This is a genomic window from Arthrobacter sp. S41 (genome assembly GCF_004320535.1).
Classification (GTDB): domain Bacteria; phylum Actinomycetota; class Actinomycetes; order Actinomycetales; family Micrococcaceae; genus Glutamicibacter.
On record NZ_SIHY01000001.1, the window covers coordinates 2,125,766 to 2,141,971 of the forward strand.

Genomic DNA, 16,206 nt, shown 5'->3' on the forward strand with positions numbered 1-16,206 from the left:
TAGCCTCGATGCAGAAAACAAAACCTCAACCTTGGACGAACGCTCATGAAGCAGAAAACCCTAAACCTGGAACTGACCAATGATCAATTCGCCGATCTCACCAACGCTTTAGAAGACCACCGGGATTACTTCAAAAAGCGTGCCGATGAAGCCATGCTCGGAATGAGCCTAGATACCGGCTACTGGAAATCTCGTGCAGAACAAGTTCAAGAAATCCTAGGGCTTGTTATGCACAGCGCACGACAAGATCATTAGCCTCGGTGAGCCGACCATTCGTCAGCAAGCAGCGCGTAGGCATAACTGTCCATCCAAGCCCCGCTGCGATGCAGGCTGTTAGCTTTTTCAGAAGCTTCACGGCGCATGCCTACCCGTTCCATGAGTTTCACCGAGGGTTTGTTGGCTGCGAAGCATTCCGCAACAACTCTGCGTAGCCCCAAATCTTCGAAGCAGATTTCCATGACCTTGAGCACCGCCTCGCTGGCATAACCTTGGCCAGCGAACTGGGGATCAAAGCTCCAGCCGAGTTCGGCTTCCACGGATTTAGTCTGTTCCACAATTTCTCGTTGGCCCCAAGCATCCTTGATGTAAACCATCACGGTTCCAATGAGGCGCAGTTGGCCATCCGGTGTCTGCAGCTCTACTGCGACATCGAGATCGATCTTCCCCGATTCCAGAAATTGCTCTCGGTAAGTCTCAAAGTCGTGAGGTCCGGCAGTGATCCACTGGGTTACTTCTGGCAACTTGCGGTAGCTCCAAGTAGCTTCCAGATCTTGTTCGGTCAGTCGTCGTAAGCGTAGTCTCTCGGTGCGCACGGGCCACTGGATCTGCTCAAGGCTAGGAGTCATGAAGCTATCTTATCCAGTGAAGCCAATTCATGTTTCGTGAAATAGCGAACTGCTACAGCATGTATTTATCTCGTCTTTCGCAATGAATACCCGAACTAAGCAAGTACTTAACGTTGTTTACTGTGTTTCACGTGCAACATTCGAAGTGGAAGGGTACCGATGGCCTGAATCCGACTTGGCTTAATATAGTCAGATAAGGCTAAGCTAATTATCAGATCATCCACTCGCGCAACCAATGAAGGTTGTCATAAGAAAGGACGCTATGGCCTCCATCAAGCTCCGCGCCGCTGCTCTTCTCAGCATCGCTACCCTGTCCCTCACCGCTTGCGGCTCTTCCACTGATAGCGCCGCAGAAGCTAACGCGGATGATGCCAAGAAAGTTTCCTTCACCGACAACGACGGCGAAAAGAACGTCTCCGTACCAGCCACGTCCATCGTCGCAACCGACAACCGAACCTTCGAAACCCTGGATAGCTGGGGCATCAAACTCTCCGCAGCAGCCGTCACCCTGATGCCTGACAGCATTTCCTACACCAAGGACAAGGACATTCTTGATCTGGGTAGCCACAAGGAACCAAATCTTGAATCAGTCGTCACCGTAGACCCGGACCTGATCATCAACGGTCAGCGCTACGCCCAGTATGCAGATAAGTTCAAGGAGTTGGCCCCCGAGGCCACGATCGTTTCGCTAGACCCTCGCGATGGCGAGCCACTGGATGCTGAACTAGAACGCCAGGTCACCACACTGGGCGAGATTTTCGCCAAGCAGGACGAGGCCAAAAAGCTTGTTGACCAGTTCGAAGCAGCCCAAAAGCGCGTCGAGGCTGCCTACAACACCGATGACACCGTCATGGGCCTGGTCGCTTCGGGGGGCGAGCTTGGCTACTCAGCGCCGAAGACCGGACGCACCGTTGGCCCAATGTTTGATTTCCTCGGCCTGACCCCAGCGCTGGAACTTGAAGACTCCTCCACCGACCACGAAGGTGACGACGTCTCGGTTGAGGCCATCGCCAAGTCCAACCCAGACTGGATCATCGTCATGGACCGCGACGCCGCCGTTGCATCCGACGGCCCTGACTACCAGCCAGCCAAGAAGCTGCTGGAAGAATCCGAGGCACTGCAGAACGTGACTGCAGCCAAGGAAGGCCAGGTTCTGGTGATGCCAGCTGACACCTACACCAACGAGGGCATCCAGACCTATACCGAATTCCTCAACGAATTCGCTGATGCTCTCGAAGCCGCCAAGTAACATCCAGACACGTCTCAGCACCTTAGTGGCGAAGCCAGAATTCGGCTTCGCCACTAAAGCTGTTTTTCCACCACACTTCTTCACGGCGGCCACATGACAAGCACAATCACCTCGGGGCGAACCCCACCAAGGGTCTTCACCGGCAAACTAACACTGGGCATCCTCGGTGTTTTACTGCTCCTAGCCTTCTCGCTCTTTACCGGCGTGTACGACATTTTTGGCCAAGACGACGGCGCACAGATGTTCGCCATCACACGCATCCCGCGCACCATCGCCTTAGTTTTGGCTGGAGCCGCGATGGCCATGAGCGGCTTGGTCATGCAGCTACTGACCCAAAACCGGTTTGTTGAACCCACCACCACGGGCACCACCGAATGGGCCGGCCTTGGATTACTCACCATGCTGGTGCTGTTTCCGACCGCAAGCCTGCTGGCAAAAATGGGTGTGGCTATCGCCTTCGCTTTCGCCGGAACGATGATCTTTTTCCTCTTCCTCCAACGCGTCTCACTCAAGGCTTCGTTGACAGTGCCAATTGTGGGCATCATGCTCGGCTCGGTGGTCGGCGCGTTCTCGACATTCTTGGCGCTGAGCACCGACAAATTGCAGTCTTTGGGCATCTGGCTGGCCGGTTCGTTCACCTCGGTGATCCGCGGCCAATACGAAGTGCTGTGGATCGTCGCCCTGGTGGCCGTCGCGATCTACATCGTGGCCGACCGCTTCACCGTTGCAGGCCTAGGCGAAGAGATCGCAACCAACGTGGGCTTGAACTACCGCCACGTGATGCTCCTCGGTACCGCACTGATCGCAGTTGCAACTGGCGTGGTCACCGTAGTGATTGGCAACCTGCCGTTCTTGGGACTGATCGTGCCAAACATTATCTCCATGGTGCGCGGCGATGACCTGCGCAGCAATTTGCCATGGGTCTGCCTGCTGGGCATCGCGATCACCACCGTGTGTGACCTCATCGGCCGCACCATCATCATGCCCTTCGAAGTTCCGGTGTCCCTGATCCTCGGGGTACTCGGTGCGATCGTATTCATCTTCCTTCTGTTGAGGCAGCGCAAAGTTGGCTAATCTCATTTCTTCCCCTGCACGTGCTGCTCATCATACTGGCCGCTCATCGGGCCCACTACCGACCGTCAAGGTGCGCAAACGCTACTGGCTGACCCTGTGGATCCTTGCAACGCTGGCAGTATTTTTTGCCGTTGGACTCTTGGCTTGGGATAACCCGATGCCACTGGGATCCATCGGGTTCTGGGTGATCGCGAAGCTTCGTGCCAGCAACATCTTGACCATGGTGATCGTGGCGCTGTGCCAGTCCATTGCCACCGTCGCTTTTCAAACGGTGACCAACAACCGCATCATCACCCCGTCCATCATGGGTTTTGAAGCCTTATACCGTGTGGTGCAAACCGGGGCGGTCTTTGTCTTGGGTGCCGCTGGGGTTACCGTCTTGACCGGGGTCAGCCAGTTCGTGGTGCAGGTCGCCATCATGGTTGGGCTCTCCGTAGCGTTGTACGGCTGGCTACTCTCGGGCAAACTCGGCAATATTCAGATCATGCTGCTCGTAGGCATCATCATCGGCACCGGCTTAGGTTCCATTTCTACCTTCATGCAGCGCCTGCTGACACCGAGCGAATTTGATGTACTCACCGCCCGCCTCTTTGGCTCCATGGCCAACGCGGATATGAGCTATATGCCGGTGGCCATCCCGCTGGTCATTATCGCCGGCGGTTACTTGGTGCTGGCTTCCAAGAAGATGAACATCCTGGCCCTAGGCAAAGAAACCACGATCAATCTAGGGATCAATCATCGCCACGAGGTGATGAAAACATTGTTCTTTGTTTCCATCTTGATGGCTGTGACCACCGCGTTGGTGGGACCTTTGACCTTCCTTGGCTTCCTCGTGGCAACGCTGGCTTATCAATTAGCTGACACCTACGACCACCGCTACATCTACCCCCTGTCATTCCTCATCGCCTTTGTGGTTTTGGCCGGCGCCTACTTCATCATGAAAAACCTGTTCTACGCCCAAGGCGTGGTGGGCATCATCATCGAAGCCGTTGGCGGCATTACCTTCTTGATCTTCATCCTGCGAAAGGGACGGCTGTGATTACCCTCAAAGACGTCAGCAAAAAGTACAGCTCCACCGTAGCCATCGGCCCCGTGACGCTCAAGATTCCCACCGGAGGCCTGACTGCACTGGTGGGTCCCAACGGTGCAGGCAAGTCCACCATGCTCACCATGGTCGGACGCCTGCTGGGTATCGATGAAGGAACTATCGAGGTTTCGGGCTACGACGTCACTAAAACCAATTCAAAGGATCTGGCCAAGATCGTGTCGATCCTGCGCCAAGAAAATCACTTTGTCACTCGACTGACTGTTCGACAGTTGGTGGGCTTCGGACGATTCCCACATTCCAAGGGCCGGCTGAATCAGGTGGACGAAGAAATCATTTCGCGGTCCATCGACTTCCTGGACCTTGGTGAGTTGGAAGGGCGCTACCTTGATGAGCTCTCCGGCGGCCAGCGTCAGCGCGCCTACGTTGCCATGGTTCTGGCACAGGACACCGATACTGTTTTGCTTGATGAACCACTGAATAACTTGGACATGAAGCATTCGGTAGTCATGATGCAGCACCTCAAACGTGCTGCGGCAGAACTGAACCGCACCATTGTTATCGTGCTGCACGACATCAACTTCGCCGGGCACTACGCCGACTACATTTGCGCCATGAAACACGGCGAGGTCGTAGAGTTCGGCACCCCGGAGCAGATCATGCAAGATGAAATCCTCACCGAAGTTTTTGAAACCCCGGTGAACGTGATCCCCGGCCCCAACGGACCGCTGGCTGTCTACTACTAAGTCAGAGACACCTGCACTAGACCCACCGTCGCTGGCGCCACGAAATTCGTGGCGCCAGCGACGTCTTTAATAGCGCTTTGCGCACTTCAATATCAAGCGATCGCTGCGGGTACTGAGCCCAGAGGGCTTCGCCTCAACGCCGTGTTAAATTCTTTTCACAGATTTCACGACCAACCCGTAAGCAACACTTCAATCATTTTCATTTTTGGTTCAATCGCTTAAATCTTCGGACTCAACAAGGTTATTCACCTCAACCATCGACTCGGAATCCTCGGAATCCCTACCCCACATAAGCACAATTCAAGCAAATTAAGCATTGCTACATCCCCTTGAACCTTATGTACGTGGACTTCAAATGTGATCCAGATTATGTTCGTTCAGTAGCCGGATGACGCTTATTCCGGACCGAGTGACCGGGAGCAAAGCGGGCACAACGAGACGTAGGAATGACGATGAACATACAAGCCGAATGGATGCGCGGAGGGACCAGCAAGTGCTGGGTCTTCGAATCCGATCATGCGGAGCAGACAGGGATCAGCCTTGATCTTTTGCTCCCAAAGATCTTCGGAAGCCCAGATTCACGACAGATCGACGGTGTCGGCGGAGCCACCTCCACCACCAGCAAAGCCATCATCCTTAGCCCTTCTACCGATGCAGACGTTGATGTTGAATACACCTTCGCTCAGGTCGGTATCGAAGAGGCCACCGTGGACTGGGGCAGCAACTGCGGGAACTGCTCTGCAGTTGTTGGACTTTATGCCATTGAGCAGGGATGGGTCACCCCCGAAGGCGACGTCACCCGGGTTATCACCCGCAATACCAACACCGGACAGATCATCATTCAGCGGGTAGACACCCCCAACGGCGCCCTGCCAATCGTGCCCCAAGCTCAGATGCCGGGTGTCGCTACTCCCGGCTACAAAGTCGGCCTAGGATTCCGTGATCCAGCAGGCAAGACCACCGGCACCCTGCTACCTACCGGCAATCCGACCGACACCTTAGATATTGAAGGCCAGAGCTGGAGGGTTTCCATGGTGGACGCCGGAGCACCAGTAGTGGTTGTCCGTGCCGAAGATTTGAGCCTAGATATCAATGACTACGAATCGTGGATGAGCGCCGTTGAACTACAGCTTCCCATCCTTGATAAGGTACGTCGCGAAGCTGCGGTACGCATGGGGCTGGCCACAACACCCGAGCAGGCCGCTCGTGCCATTCCAAAGCTAGCCATCGCCGCAGCCCCACAGGTAGAATCCGGCAGTGATATCAACGTCATGATGCTCTCCATGGGAAAGCCGCATCCCGCCTTAGCTATCACCGGAAGTATTGCACTGACCATCGGTGCCCGCACACCCGGCACGGTTTTGCACAGTATTACCGGGGATCCAACCGGCGCCACACTGAGGCTGCGAACTCCCGCGGGAATCATCGAAACCTGGAGTGAAGAGCGAGAAGGCTCATTGCTCGTCGGAGCAGATCGTACCGCCCGCTCTATCGCCAGTAGCACTATCCACCTCCCCGAGTCCCTCGGCAGCGTTGCCGGGACCGACCTAGCAAGCGCCAGTCGCTAAGGAGAGAGACCATGACTAAAACTGAGCTCGACGTTGCGCCAGTGACTGATCGCAATCACGTTGATTTCCACACCGTTGACCCGCGCCGCCAAAAGCGTCGCACCCGTCGTAATATCCTGATTGTTGCCGCCGTAGCCGCCGTGGTTGTACTCATTGCACTCCTGGTTGGCCCTTCAATGGCTAACTCCGCGGCACCGGCCGACCCACAGAGCAGCCTAACTTTAGAACAGATCGTCCCACTGGTCGTCCTGGTGCTGATGTTCATCATCGCCACCAAGTGGCCGGTGAATATCGGTGTGATGGGTCTGGTTGCTTCCTTTGGCATCGGCTACTTCATGCTCGGCATGGATGACAAAGAAATCTTGGCGGATTTCCCAGCCAGCATTGTGCTGACCATTATCGGCGTCACCTACTTCTTCTCCATGGCTCAGCACAACGGGACCATTGATGTCATCGTGCAAAATTGTGTGCGCCTGGTCCGTGGCAAAACCATGCTGCTTCCATGGGTATTCTTCTTGGTTGCCGCCGCGCTAACTTCGTTGGGAACCTTCTCCCCGGCAGCCGTGGCGCTGCTGGCCCCAGCTGCGATTGGCTTCGCCTACGAATCGCGCATCCACCCGCTGCTCATGGGCGCCTTCATTATCAACGGTGCGCACGCAGGCGGATTCTCGCCACTGTCGGTTTCCGGTGTTCTGGTCCACGACATCGCCATGGAAAATGGTTTCCCGGTCTCTGCCAACGCACTATTTGTCGCCAGCTTTGCCATCAACCTGATTCTTTCGATTCTCACCGTGATCGTCTTCGCTGCGCTGGGTAAGTTGCGTTCCGGTGAAGGTGTGGCACATACGGATGTTGAAGAGTCACGCAGCACCCGTCCGCACGGACAGCAGATCTACACGCTGGTACTCATTGCTGTGATGCTCTTCTGCGCTTTGGTTTTGCGTCTACCGATCGGCTTTGTCGCACTGAGTGCAGGTCTGCTCTTGGCCTTGCTGAACATCAAGGATCAGCACAAGTTTGTCGCCGGGATTTCCTGGTCCACCGTTCTTTTGGTGGCCGGCATGATCACCTACGTTTCGCTGCTGACGCACATCGGTGTGATTGATACCTTGGCCCATATGGCTTTGGCTTTGGGTGCACCAATCCTCATCGCCTTGGTGCTGTGCTACGTCATCGGTATTGGTTCAGCCTTTGCCTCATCCACCGCACTGCTGGCCGCTTTCATCCCGCTGGCTGGACCACTGTTGTCGGTGAGCTCGTTGAGTGTTTCGGGCACCGTGGCTGCCATCGCCATCTCGGCCACCGTGGTTGATATTTCCCCGTTCTCCACCGCTGGCGCACTGGTAGTGGCCAACGTGAAGGAACAAGACCGTCAGCGCACCTACAAGCAGTTGATGATGTACGCAGGTGCTGTTGTCCTTATCGCTCCGGCATTGGCTTGGGGCCTGCTGGTACCAACCGGCATCATGTAGAACTACGCTTCAAGCATTAAATGGCAGTGGGCGCCGATCCAAAAAGGATCGGCGCCCACTGCCATTACTTTTTAGCTTAGCGGCGCTTGCCAGTGATGAAGCCCCAAACGATCAATACGATCAGGGAACCACCGATAGCTAGCAGCCAAGTCGAAAGTGACCAGAACTTGTCTACTCCGACGCCGAAAATTGCCGAGCCGATCCAACCGCCGAGCAGTGCACCGACTACACCAAGGACCAACGTAGCGATCCAGCCGCCACCCTGGTTTCCTGGCTTGATGGCCTTTGCGATGGCGCCGGCAATGAGTCCAAGGATGATCCAACCAATAATGCCCATTTTTTGTTACTCCCCATGTGTTTTTGGCACGACAAACGTGCCGCTAGTGATTTACTACTTATTACCCGGAGGCCGGCTCAGATGAGCACGGCTTTATCCGAATCCTGTTTTTCTGGTTTCTGGAAACTGAAGGAAACGTGCTTGTGTGCAAAGGGCACACCCAGCACCATTTCAAGGTCAGGGATGACCCGGCCGTTAACCAGCTCTATTCCTCGATTCGCCGGTGCATCGGCGCGCAAGGTGAATCGCGCATAGAGTACGGGCTGCGTGGCGCTGCCACCGATTTGAACATTCGCATCCACAATTTCTGGTTGCGTTTGAGCGGCGGATTCCGCAGCCCTAGCTATTACCGACGTTTCGATCTCGCTGACTCCCTCGTTGCGCGATTCATATCTGAATTCGTGTGCCGCCGGACGGCGTGGAATGGCGGTGATAATCACGGCCAGTGAAAGCACAATGCCCACGATCCCTACAGCCAATCCCAGTGGCAGTAAGTACTGCTGGTCTATCGGCAAACTGTCACCAATCTGCGCTTGACCAAGATCCTTGATCTCGGGAAAACCAAGCAATGCTGCAGCCAGGCCCAAGCCACCAAGGACCAGCAAGGCCAGTCCGAGGATCGCCAGGATGATTCGCTGGCGCACTACATGTGTTGTCCACATTCTTAGTTCCCTCCTCGCTGCTGGACCGAGACTTTAACCTTGGGCGCCTGTTGCAACGGCAGGCCATCAATCACACTTTGCGCCCGAGTTTGCACGTTCTGCCGAACGCGTTCCACCGAGTGCGCCGGAGTCTGAACACTGACGTGCACCCAGGCCGGCGTGGTCTTTACGCTGGCCCGAGTCACCGAGTCGGTTCGTTCAACCGCGGAGCCCACCAAGGTGGAGATGCCCCGGCACGACATTGCTTGTTCCGATTCCGCTCCAGGATCATCGGTGTCCAACAGGATGCTTTGGCGGCGTCCCGGGATCAGCGCGCAAAGCAGCAGCACAAGGCCGAGCACCGCAAGAACTGCCATGACGCTAACTGCCAGGCTGTCATTGAGGCGCATACCGCTGAGCGTATTCAGAACCTGTTCAGCAGGGCCGGTCCATTGGCCACTAACCAATCGCAGGATGCAGGAAAGCGCGAGGAGAATGCTCACGGCCAACAAGGTGATGAACGTGATCATCAAGGCCAGCGTGCGAGCACTGCGCACGTGCCAGAATCTTCTCATCGCAGTCTCCTGTTCCCTGTGTTTTGATCCGGTGAAGACATCCAACTCACCCGAATGTCGGTCTGGACGTTTTCGACGCCCAGATACTTATAAAGATCCTCGGCGATCATGTCCCGCACGTCTTCGCAGGCTTGTTGGACATTGCTCGGATAGCTCAGCCCTAGGTCCAACTCGATGATGACCGCACTTCCGAGCACCTCAGCTTTGGCCTTGGGACGGCTGTCAAAATCTTTGTACTTGCCCAGCCCCAAGATCCCTCCGGCGGCCGAACCAACCACAGGCACCTTGTAGGCGGCCTGAGCGGCGATTTTTGAATAGACGGCCGTATTCACCGTGGTGTTGCCACGGTTTGAGGACAGCTCTGTCATTTGATTCACCGCCGACGTTTGTTGAACACTTGGCTAAGATCAACCCTGTCCTGCAAGAGCCATCCGACCGCGGCACCGATGATGGCGAAGAATGCCACCACTACAAACTGGGTAAACGAACCGAAGGCAATCAGCAGCCCGGCGAGGGCTCCAATGATCAAACCCCACTTGACGTGTAACATGTTCTGCTCCTTAAGTGCGGACTGTTATTTCAGGCCGTCGCGGGGCTCGGTGTCGTCGTCATCGTCTTCTGGAAGATGTACGTCGGTGACCTCGACGTTCACCTCGATAACTTCCAGGCCGGTGGCGCGCTCAACCTGAGCGATGATGTTTGAGCGGATCTCGTTGGAGACCTCAACGATTGAGAAGCCGTAGGAAACCACGATCGATACGTCGATGGCGGTCTGCTGCTCACCCTTTTCAACGCTCACTCCACCAGCGGAGTTGGCCTGTGCACCAGGGATGCGTTCGGCCAGTGAGTTGAAGGTTCGACGTGCTGCATTGCCCATGGCGTAAACGCCGGAAACCTCGCGGGTGGCGATGCTGGCGATCTTCTGAACAACACGATCTTCAATGGTCGTCTTGCCCAGTTCAGTGTGTAGTGGACCGCGCAGTTCTTCATTGTTCTGCGCTTCATTTGCGGCGTTGGCCTTTGCTTGACGCTCCAGCTCTTCGCCGGTTGGCTTGATGATCGGGCTTTGTGAATCGCGTTGCACCATGATGGTCTCCTCATTCATTGAACGGATATTTTGTGCCTTACACTCGTACAGACGAGAGCTATACAGAAATCCTCACACGTTTTGCACGTGACTTAGATCACATTAGGAGGAGTATTTGGACCCGACCCGACTGGCTCTTCTTGTTGGTCGCTCCATGGAAGGCGATCCTGAGGCTTTCGGCGAGCTGGTCACAGGCGTGACTCCCGGGCTACGTCAGTACTGCAAGACTTTTTTTAGCAGTTGGCATGACGCCGAAGACGCAGCACAGGATGCATGGATCCGCGCCTGGCAGTCTTTGGACTCACTTCGCGAACGCGCTGCATTCAAAACGTGGCTCTATCGTTTGCCTCGAAATATCTGCCTGGATCGAATCCGCCAACGGGCGAACGATCAACAACCTGTAGATGGCGAAGCACTAGAGCGAACCCCGGTTCCCGAACGCGAATTACCTGAAAATATTGCCGTACAACGTGGGGAAATCGCCGATGCGTGGGAGATTATTAATTCGTTGCCCTCAGCACTACGCCAGACCTTCGTCTTGGTGGCGCTCCAAGAAATGAGTTACAAAGAAGCCGCGCTAGTAACCAACGTTTCAGAATCAACTGTGCGAGGGCGACTTGCACGGGCACGCAATGCAATCAGCGAGGCGGTGTCATGACTACCCTTCCCTGCGGACGATCCACCCAAGACGTCCTACTGAACCTCGATGAGCCAGCCGATCTGCACGAGTTGCAGTGCCGCTGGTGCCATGCCGAGCGCCAGCGACTCAAAGATCAAAATGGGCTTATCACCCAGCTACTACAAAGCTCAATGCCCGAGCACCAGTCCGAGGCCTTTTCTCAAGGCATCTTGGGCAAGATTGCAGGCTTTGTGCCACGTCAACGCGTGTGGGATGTGCAGGATTCTGCGACAGGCCAGCCCCAACGAATGTCTTCATTGGATCTGGTCAAAGCCATCAGGTCGGTGTTTTCCAGCTCGTCCACGGCGCAGTTAAATTACACGGAATTTAAGGCCACCGATACCGCGATCCCGCACCTCGCGTGGAAGGCGCAATGCCATGTGAGCATGGCCGAGGACAGCTCGGTTCAGGTGATCGAACAGCAGGTACTGGACTACGTTTCTCAAGCGATCAGTCCGCTGATTTCTTGGAATGAATTAGTCGTTGATCTGGTGATCGAGGACCTTCACGGTCACGCCATCGAATCCATCACACTGCGCGGAGAAAACTAGTCCGCGTACTAGCAGTTGTGTTGTTCGGTTTTCGGGTGGGGTCATTAACAATGACCTCACTCTAAAGACGGGTGGTTTGGCGGTTCAGCAGGTAGATCAAATACACGCCACCAAACACGACGGTCACCACACCAACGGGCAGCTGTACCGGAGCAAAAAGACGCTGTGCCAGAAGATCACTGCTGGCTAGCAGTAACGCGCCGACAAGGGCGGTGGGTAGTAATTGCATTCCGTTAGCTCCGGCTAAACGCCGAGCAATCTGCGGGGCCACCAATGCCACAAAGGCAATGGGTCCTGCCAACGAGGTGACTGCGGCGACCAGAAGGACTGCCAGCACCACCAAGAATAATTTGGTGCGCTCCACCCGCATGCCAAGCGCCCGACACAGGTCATCACCCAATTGCAGCATCTGTAACCGCGATGAACTGGCCAGCAAAGCTATTGAAACGAGCACCAGTAGGATGCTTGTGGGAATCACCGATTGCCACGTCAGCCCGTTCAGGCTTCCTGCACCCCAGACCGCGGCGGCCATGGCCACATCAAGTTCGGCCCGCAGCACCATGAAGTGATTAAACGAGGCCAGCACCGAGGAAATACCGATGCCCACGAGGATGAGACGAAAGCCAGCGGTTCCATTGCGCCAAGCCAGCGCATAGACCAGCACCGCAGTGAGCAAACCGCCCAGCAACGCTCCAATGCTGGTGGCCACAAAGCCACCACCAAGCACGGTTAATGCCACCAGCGCACCGGTGTAGGCACCGGTGGAAAAGCCGATAATGTCCGGGGATCCCAAGGGGTTTCTGGTCAGCGACTGGAAGACCGCACCAGAAAGTGCCAGCGCCGCGCCAAAGAGTAAAGCTGCCATGGCTCGTGGCATCCGCCATTGCCAGATCACCATGTTTTCAATGCCTTCTCCGCCGCCGAAGAGCACCCGAAGAACTTTCCAGGGGCTCATCTGATACTCACCTCCGGAGATGGCAAGGACGGTGACCAGCAGGCAGAGCACCACCACGATCGGCAGCGCACTAGGTGCGCGTAATTTGGAACGCAGACTCATAGTGCCACCGCCTTTCGTCCGCGGGCGATCATGATCAGCAATGGTGCACCAAGGAAGGCTGCGACCACACCGGCTTGCAACTCACCGGGCAGCACAACACGTCCCAGCATGTCAGCGCACAGCAAAAGCATCGGCGCTAACAACGCAGTGAAAGCGATAATCCACCCGGTATTTGCCCCGGCCAAGCGACGGGCAGCGTGCGGAGCCATCAAGCCAATAAATCCGATGGCGCCAACCGCTGCGGTTGAGGCACCGGCCAGAACGGTAATTGCCAGCAAAACCAACACGCGAGTGCGTCCAACATTGGTCCCTAAAGACCGCGCGCTGTCTTCACCCAGAGCCAAGGAATCAAGGGAGCGAGCACTGCTGCCCGCCAGCACTAGTCCCACGACAAGGCAACCAGCCAAGGTGAGAATAATCGAAGGGTCCCTGCCCTGCAGCGAGCCGATAGTCCACGCTCGCAGCTGATCAAAAGCTTGAGGCTTGACCAAGGATAGGGCCGTTCCGACACCGGTGAGCACCGCCCCGATAGCTACGCCGGAGAGTACCAGCCGGACCGGATCGCTGGACCCAGGCCGAGGCATTCCCACCACATAAACTACGGCCGTGGTCAGCAGTGCTCCAATAAAGGCAAAAAATACATATCCGCTGAAGCTTTGGATTCCCAAGAATCCGACGGAAATCACGATGGCCAGCGATGCCCCTGCGTTCACGCCCAGAATTCCGGGTTCGGCCAAAGGATTTCGTGTCAGACTTTGCGCCAGGACGCCAGAGACCCCGAGGCCCAATCCGGCCAACAAGGCCAGAACCGCGCGCGGTAATCGCGACTCAACCACAATGCTTCGTTCCACTGTGGGTTCGGAATCAAGCAGAGCGTGAATGACGCTTCCCAAAGGCAACGAACGAGATCCAATGGCCAACGACGCCACAACCAAGAGCAGCAATATCGCCGCGAGCGCACAGAGTAGGGCCACTTGTCGACTCATGCTGTTGGTGCTGGGCACAGGTTTGGTGGGCCTGGTGAGATTAGCGCTAATGACCGGCGCCCTTCGTCAGATGTACTGCAGGGAACGAGATTACTTTACCGTGCGCAAGCAAAGTTTAGCGTCATAACCTTTGGGTAGGCTTAGTAAAATAAGGTATATTTGTGATGTGAATTTATCGAAGATGGGCACCGCATGGCGCCGCACCCTAATCTCAGCCACCGCCGTAGCGCTGGTTGGCCTGACCGCCGGCTGTGGCGCGTCCACCACTACCGACACCAACTCGGGCAATAAAGATGTTGCGATTGGCGGCGCACATTTCACCACCGCGGATGAGGAGACTGCAAAGTTCGGCTCCGACGCCGAAGCTGGCCAGTTCCCTCGCACCATCACCCACGCCAACGGCACCACCACCTTGGACTCAAAGCCAAAGCGCGTTGTGGTTCTTGATACTGGTGAACTCGATGAGGTGATCTCCCTGGGCATCACCCCGGTAGGCATTCCGTCCACCGAAGGTTCCAGCCCAATCCCGAGCTACCTTGCCGACAAGGTTAAGGACGCCAAGACCGTTGGCACCATCCAGGAACTCAACCTCGAGTCCATCGCAGCATTAAAGCCAGACCTGATTCTAGGTTCGCAGCTGCGCGCGGATAAGCTCTACGCTCAGCTCAACGAGATCGCACCAACCGTCTTCTCCATTCGTCCAGGTTTTCCTTGGAAGGAAAACTTCCTGCTAGCCGGTGAGGCACTGGGCGAAGAGACCCAGGCTGTGGACGTACTGAACAAGTATCAGGACAAGGCTTCCGCCCTAGGCAACGACGTCAAGGGCGACCCAGAGATTTCCTTGCTGCGCTTCATGCCAGAAAAGATTCGTCTCTACGCCAACAAGTCACTGATTGGTGTGATCCTCAAGGATGCTGGCCTGAAGCGTCCAGGGAACCAAAGCATCGAAGACCTAGCGGCTGAAATTTCCGCTGAAAATCTCACCGAGGCAGACTCGGACTGGATCTTCTACACTTCCTACGGAACCCCTGAAGCCACCGGTGAAAAGGCCGCGATTGAAGGTCCACTGTGGAAGAAGCTCAAGGCTGTTCAAAACGATCAAGCGGTGCGCGTGAATGACGACGTTTGGTTCCTAGGCCTAGGCCCAACTGGCGCATCCCAGGTCCTTGATGATCTGCGCACCAACTTGGTGAAGTAACTATTCCTCACCCCGTCTCAACGCACTGCAACCGCGAAGCTTGTGCTCAGCCCGAGCATAGAAAGCTTGGGTAACGTAGTAACTACCTCATTGAAGGTGCGAGTGATGATCGTTGAAATCCCCGTCGGCTTAGCCGACGGGGATTTCACTTTAACTTCTTGTCCTGAGATCTAAGCCGACATCTAACTCAGCTTTCCAGCCAACTCACTTCGCCGGTCTGCAGATCATAAACGGCGCTAACCACGCGGGTCCGCTTCTCTTGCACTGCCTTGCGAATAATGACCGAGCGTCCCACCAGCTGCTGCGCAACGGCTATCGCATTAGCTTTGACCACCTTGTTCACTGCATCAGCATCTGATCCTGAAACTTTTTCCTTGCGGGCCACTGGCGCAATTTGCTCCGCGAAGTCATCCATCTCTCCGGGCAGTTCAGGGTTATCGGCATTCTTTTCCATGGCTTGAAGAGTTCCGGTCACCGCGCCACAGGCCGTATGTCCGAGAATCACCAACAGGGGAACCGAGTAAGGTTCGGAGACGGCAAACTCCATGCTGCCCACCAAGGTGTCATCAAGGACTGCGCCTGCGGTTCTGGTGACAAAGAGGTCACCGATTCCTTGATCAAAAAGCAGCTCCGGGGTAACGCGCGAGTCGACGCACCCGTGGATCAGGGCGAAAGGGCTTTGATGCTCGGCCTGCTCGTCGCGCCGTTCTTCATCTTGGTTGGGGTGCTGAAGCTCGTTCGAAAGATAGCGCTGATTGCCTTCCTTCAGCGCTTTGAGTACCTCGTCCGGTGTCTTGGGTGTTTCAGCATGAGCGACAGGAGCGGTTTCGGTAGCCTCTGGTGTCGAGCAGGCGTTCAGAGAGGCCAGTGCGATCAGTCCGGTGGCGCCAGATAAGAGCTTTCGCCGGCTAGTTACATGGGCAGTGACGACGGTGTCAGTGGGTTGTGGCATAGTGCTTTCCGGTCGTATTTCGTGGGCACCTGAATGTCATTAACTCAGATTTCAATGTAAATACCATCATGAAGCCTACCGTTATGCATTTGATTCATAAACGATTTTCCAAATATTTCGCGCTTGTCAGAACCTCGCCAGAAT

Annotated in this window: 20 protein-coding genes; 10 read left to right on the forward strand and 10 right to left on the reverse strand. The window is 55.7% G+C overall.

Features of this window, described 5'->3' with window-relative positions; genetic code table 11:
• The first annotated feature begins 45 nt into the window (after window positions 1-45).
• The gene (locus EYR88_RS09765; RefSeq protein ID WP_131089443.1) at window positions 46-255 is read left to right on the forward strand and encodes a hypothetical protein; all 210 of its coding nucleotides are present in this window, start codon (window positions 46-48) and stop codon (window positions 253-255) included.
• Here the strand turns inward: EYR88_RS09765 and EYR88_RS09770 are convergent.
• Entirely contained in the window at window positions 252-845 is a 594-nt protein-coding gene (locus EYR88_RS09770) for a GNAT family protein (protein ID WP_131089445.1), read from the reverse strand. The two genes, EYR88_RS09765 and EYR88_RS09770, sit on opposite strands and share 4 nt — an antisense overlap.
• A 262-nt stretch (window positions 846-1,107) precedes the next feature.
• Here EYR88_RS09770 and EYR88_RS09775 point away from each other — a divergent pair, with 262 nt between their 5' ends.
• From EYR88_RS09775 to EYR88_RS09800, 6 genes are all read left to right on the forward strand, one after another.
• The gene (locus tag EYR88_RS09775; protein WP_131089446.1) at window positions 1,108-2,094 is read left to right on the forward strand and encodes an ABC transporter substrate-binding protein; all 987 of its coding nucleotides are present in this window, start codon (window positions 1,108-1,110) and stop codon (window positions 2,092-2,094) included.
• A gap of 93 nt (window positions 2,095-2,187) precedes the next feature.
• A complete protein-coding gene (locus EYR88_RS09780) occupies window positions 2,188-3,168 on the forward strand; it encodes an iron chelate uptake ABC transporter family permease subunit (protein ID WP_131089447.1) in 981 nt (326 codons plus the stop codon).
• Window positions 3,161-4,207, forward strand: coding sequence for an iron chelate uptake ABC transporter family permease subunit (locus EYR88_RS09785; protein ID WP_242632507.1), 1,047 nt, complete (start codon window positions 3,161-3,163; stop codon window positions 4,205-4,207). Before EYR88_RS09780 ends, EYR88_RS09785 begins: the two co-directional genes overlap by 8 nt.
• On the forward strand, window positions 4,204-4,959 hold the full coding sequence (locus EYR88_RS09790; protein WP_131089448.1) for an ATP-binding cassette domain-containing protein: 756 nt from the start codon (window positions 4,204-4,206) through the stop codon (window positions 4,957-4,959). The genes EYR88_RS09785 and EYR88_RS09790 overlap by 4 nt, the downstream gene beginning before the upstream one ends.
• 452 nt (window positions 4,960-5,411) lie before the next feature.
• The gene (locus tag EYR88_RS09795; RefSeq protein WP_131089450.1) at window positions 5,412-6,527 is read left to right on the forward strand and encodes a PrpF domain-containing protein; all 1,116 of its coding nucleotides are present in this window, start codon (window positions 5,412-5,414) and stop codon (window positions 6,525-6,527) included.
• An 11-nt stretch (window positions 6,528-6,538) separates the two neighbouring features.
• On the forward strand, window positions 6,539-7,999 hold the full coding sequence (locus EYR88_RS09800; RefSeq protein ID WP_131089451.1) for an SLC13 family permease: 1,461 nt from the start codon (window positions 6,539-6,541) through the stop codon (window positions 7,997-7,999).
• Between the two features lie 76 nt (window positions 8,000-8,075).
• Here the strand turns inward: EYR88_RS09800 and EYR88_RS09805 are convergent, their stop codons facing one another.
• The 6 genes from EYR88_RS09805 to EYR88_RS09825 form a co-directional block, all read right to left on the reverse strand.
• Window positions 8,076-8,336 (reverse strand): GlsB/YeaQ/YmgE family stress response membrane protein, encoded by a 261-nt coding sequence (locus tag EYR88_RS09805; protein WP_131089452.1) that lies wholly within the window; start codon window positions 8,334-8,336, stop codon window positions 8,076-8,078.
• Window positions 8,337-8,413: 77 nt separating this feature from the next.
• On the reverse strand, window positions 8,414-8,998 hold the full coding sequence (locus EYR88_RS09810) for a hypothetical protein (protein WP_131089453.1): 585 nt from the start codon (window positions 8,996-8,998) through the stop codon (window positions 8,414-8,416).
• Between the two features lie 2 nt (window positions 8,999-9,000).
• On the reverse strand, window positions 9,001-9,552 hold the full coding sequence (locus tag EYR88_RS09815; protein ID WP_131089455.1) for a DUF6286 domain-containing protein: 552 nt from the start codon (window positions 9,550-9,552) through the stop codon (window positions 9,001-9,003).
• Window positions 9,549-9,920: an Asp23/Gls24 family envelope stress response protein gene (locus EYR88_RS09820; protein ID WP_131089456.1), complete on the reverse strand. Its 372-nt coding sequence runs from the start codon at window positions 9,918-9,920 to the stop codon at window positions 9,549-9,551. The genes EYR88_RS09815 and EYR88_RS09820 overlap by 4 nt, the downstream gene beginning before the upstream one ends.
• A gap of 5 nt (window positions 9,921-9,925) precedes the next feature.
• Window positions 9,926-10,102, reverse strand: coding sequence for a hypothetical protein (locus EYR88_RS16035; protein ID WP_165477316.1), 177 nt, complete (start codon window positions 10,100-10,102; stop codon window positions 9,926-9,928).
• Window positions 10,103-10,126: 24 nt separating this feature from the next.
• Window positions 10,127-10,657, reverse strand: a complete 531-nt coding sequence (locus EYR88_RS09825) for an Asp23/Gls24 family envelope stress response protein (protein ID WP_242632508.1) — start codon at window positions 10,655-10,657, stop codon at window positions 10,127-10,129.
• Window positions 10,658-10,754: 97 nt separating this feature from the next.
• On the opposite strand from EYR88_RS09825, the gene EYR88_RS09830 reads away from it, so the two are divergent.
• Both EYR88_RS09830 and EYR88_RS09835 read left to right on the forward strand, forming a co-directional pair.
• Window positions 10,755-11,297: an RNA polymerase sigma factor gene (locus EYR88_RS09830; protein WP_131089458.1), complete on the forward strand. Its 543-nt coding sequence runs from the start codon at window positions 10,755-10,757 to the stop codon at window positions 11,295-11,297.
• Complete coding sequence (locus EYR88_RS09835; protein WP_131089459.1) at window positions 11,294-11,869, forward strand: hypothetical protein; 576 nt, start codon at window positions 11,294-11,296, stop codon at window positions 11,867-11,869. The genes EYR88_RS09830 and EYR88_RS09835 overlap by 4 nt, the downstream gene beginning before the upstream one ends.
• 61 nt (window positions 11,870-11,930) lie before the next feature.
• Here the strand turns inward: EYR88_RS09835 and EYR88_RS09840 are convergent, their stop codons facing one another.
• On the reverse strand, window positions 11,931-12,926 hold the full coding sequence (locus EYR88_RS09840; RefSeq protein ID WP_131089461.1) for an iron chelate uptake ABC transporter family permease subunit: 996 nt from the start codon (window positions 12,924-12,926) through the stop codon (window positions 11,931-11,933).
• Complete coding sequence (locus EYR88_RS09845; RefSeq protein ID WP_131089463.1) at window positions 12,923-13,912, reverse strand: iron chelate uptake ABC transporter family permease subunit; 990 nt, start codon at window positions 13,910-13,912, stop codon at window positions 12,923-12,925. Before EYR88_RS09845 ends, EYR88_RS09840 begins: the two co-directional genes overlap by 4 nt.
• Before the next feature lie 181 nt (window positions 13,913-14,093).
• Between EYR88_RS09845 and EYR88_RS09850 the strand changes: the two genes are divergently transcribed.
• On the forward strand, window positions 14,094-15,110 hold the full coding sequence (locus EYR88_RS09850; protein WP_131089857.1) for an iron-siderophore ABC transporter substrate-binding protein: 1,017 nt from the start codon (window positions 14,094-14,096) through the stop codon (window positions 15,108-15,110).
• Between the two features lie 187 nt (window positions 15,111-15,297).
• Here EYR88_RS09850 and EYR88_RS09855 read toward each other — a convergent pair whose 3' ends face one another.
• Window positions 15,298-16,062: a carbonic anhydrase gene (locus EYR88_RS09855; RefSeq protein WP_131089465.1), complete on the reverse strand. Its 765-nt coding sequence runs from the start codon at window positions 16,060-16,062 to the stop codon at window positions 15,298-15,300.
• Window positions 16,063-16,206 lie beyond the last annotated feature (144 nt).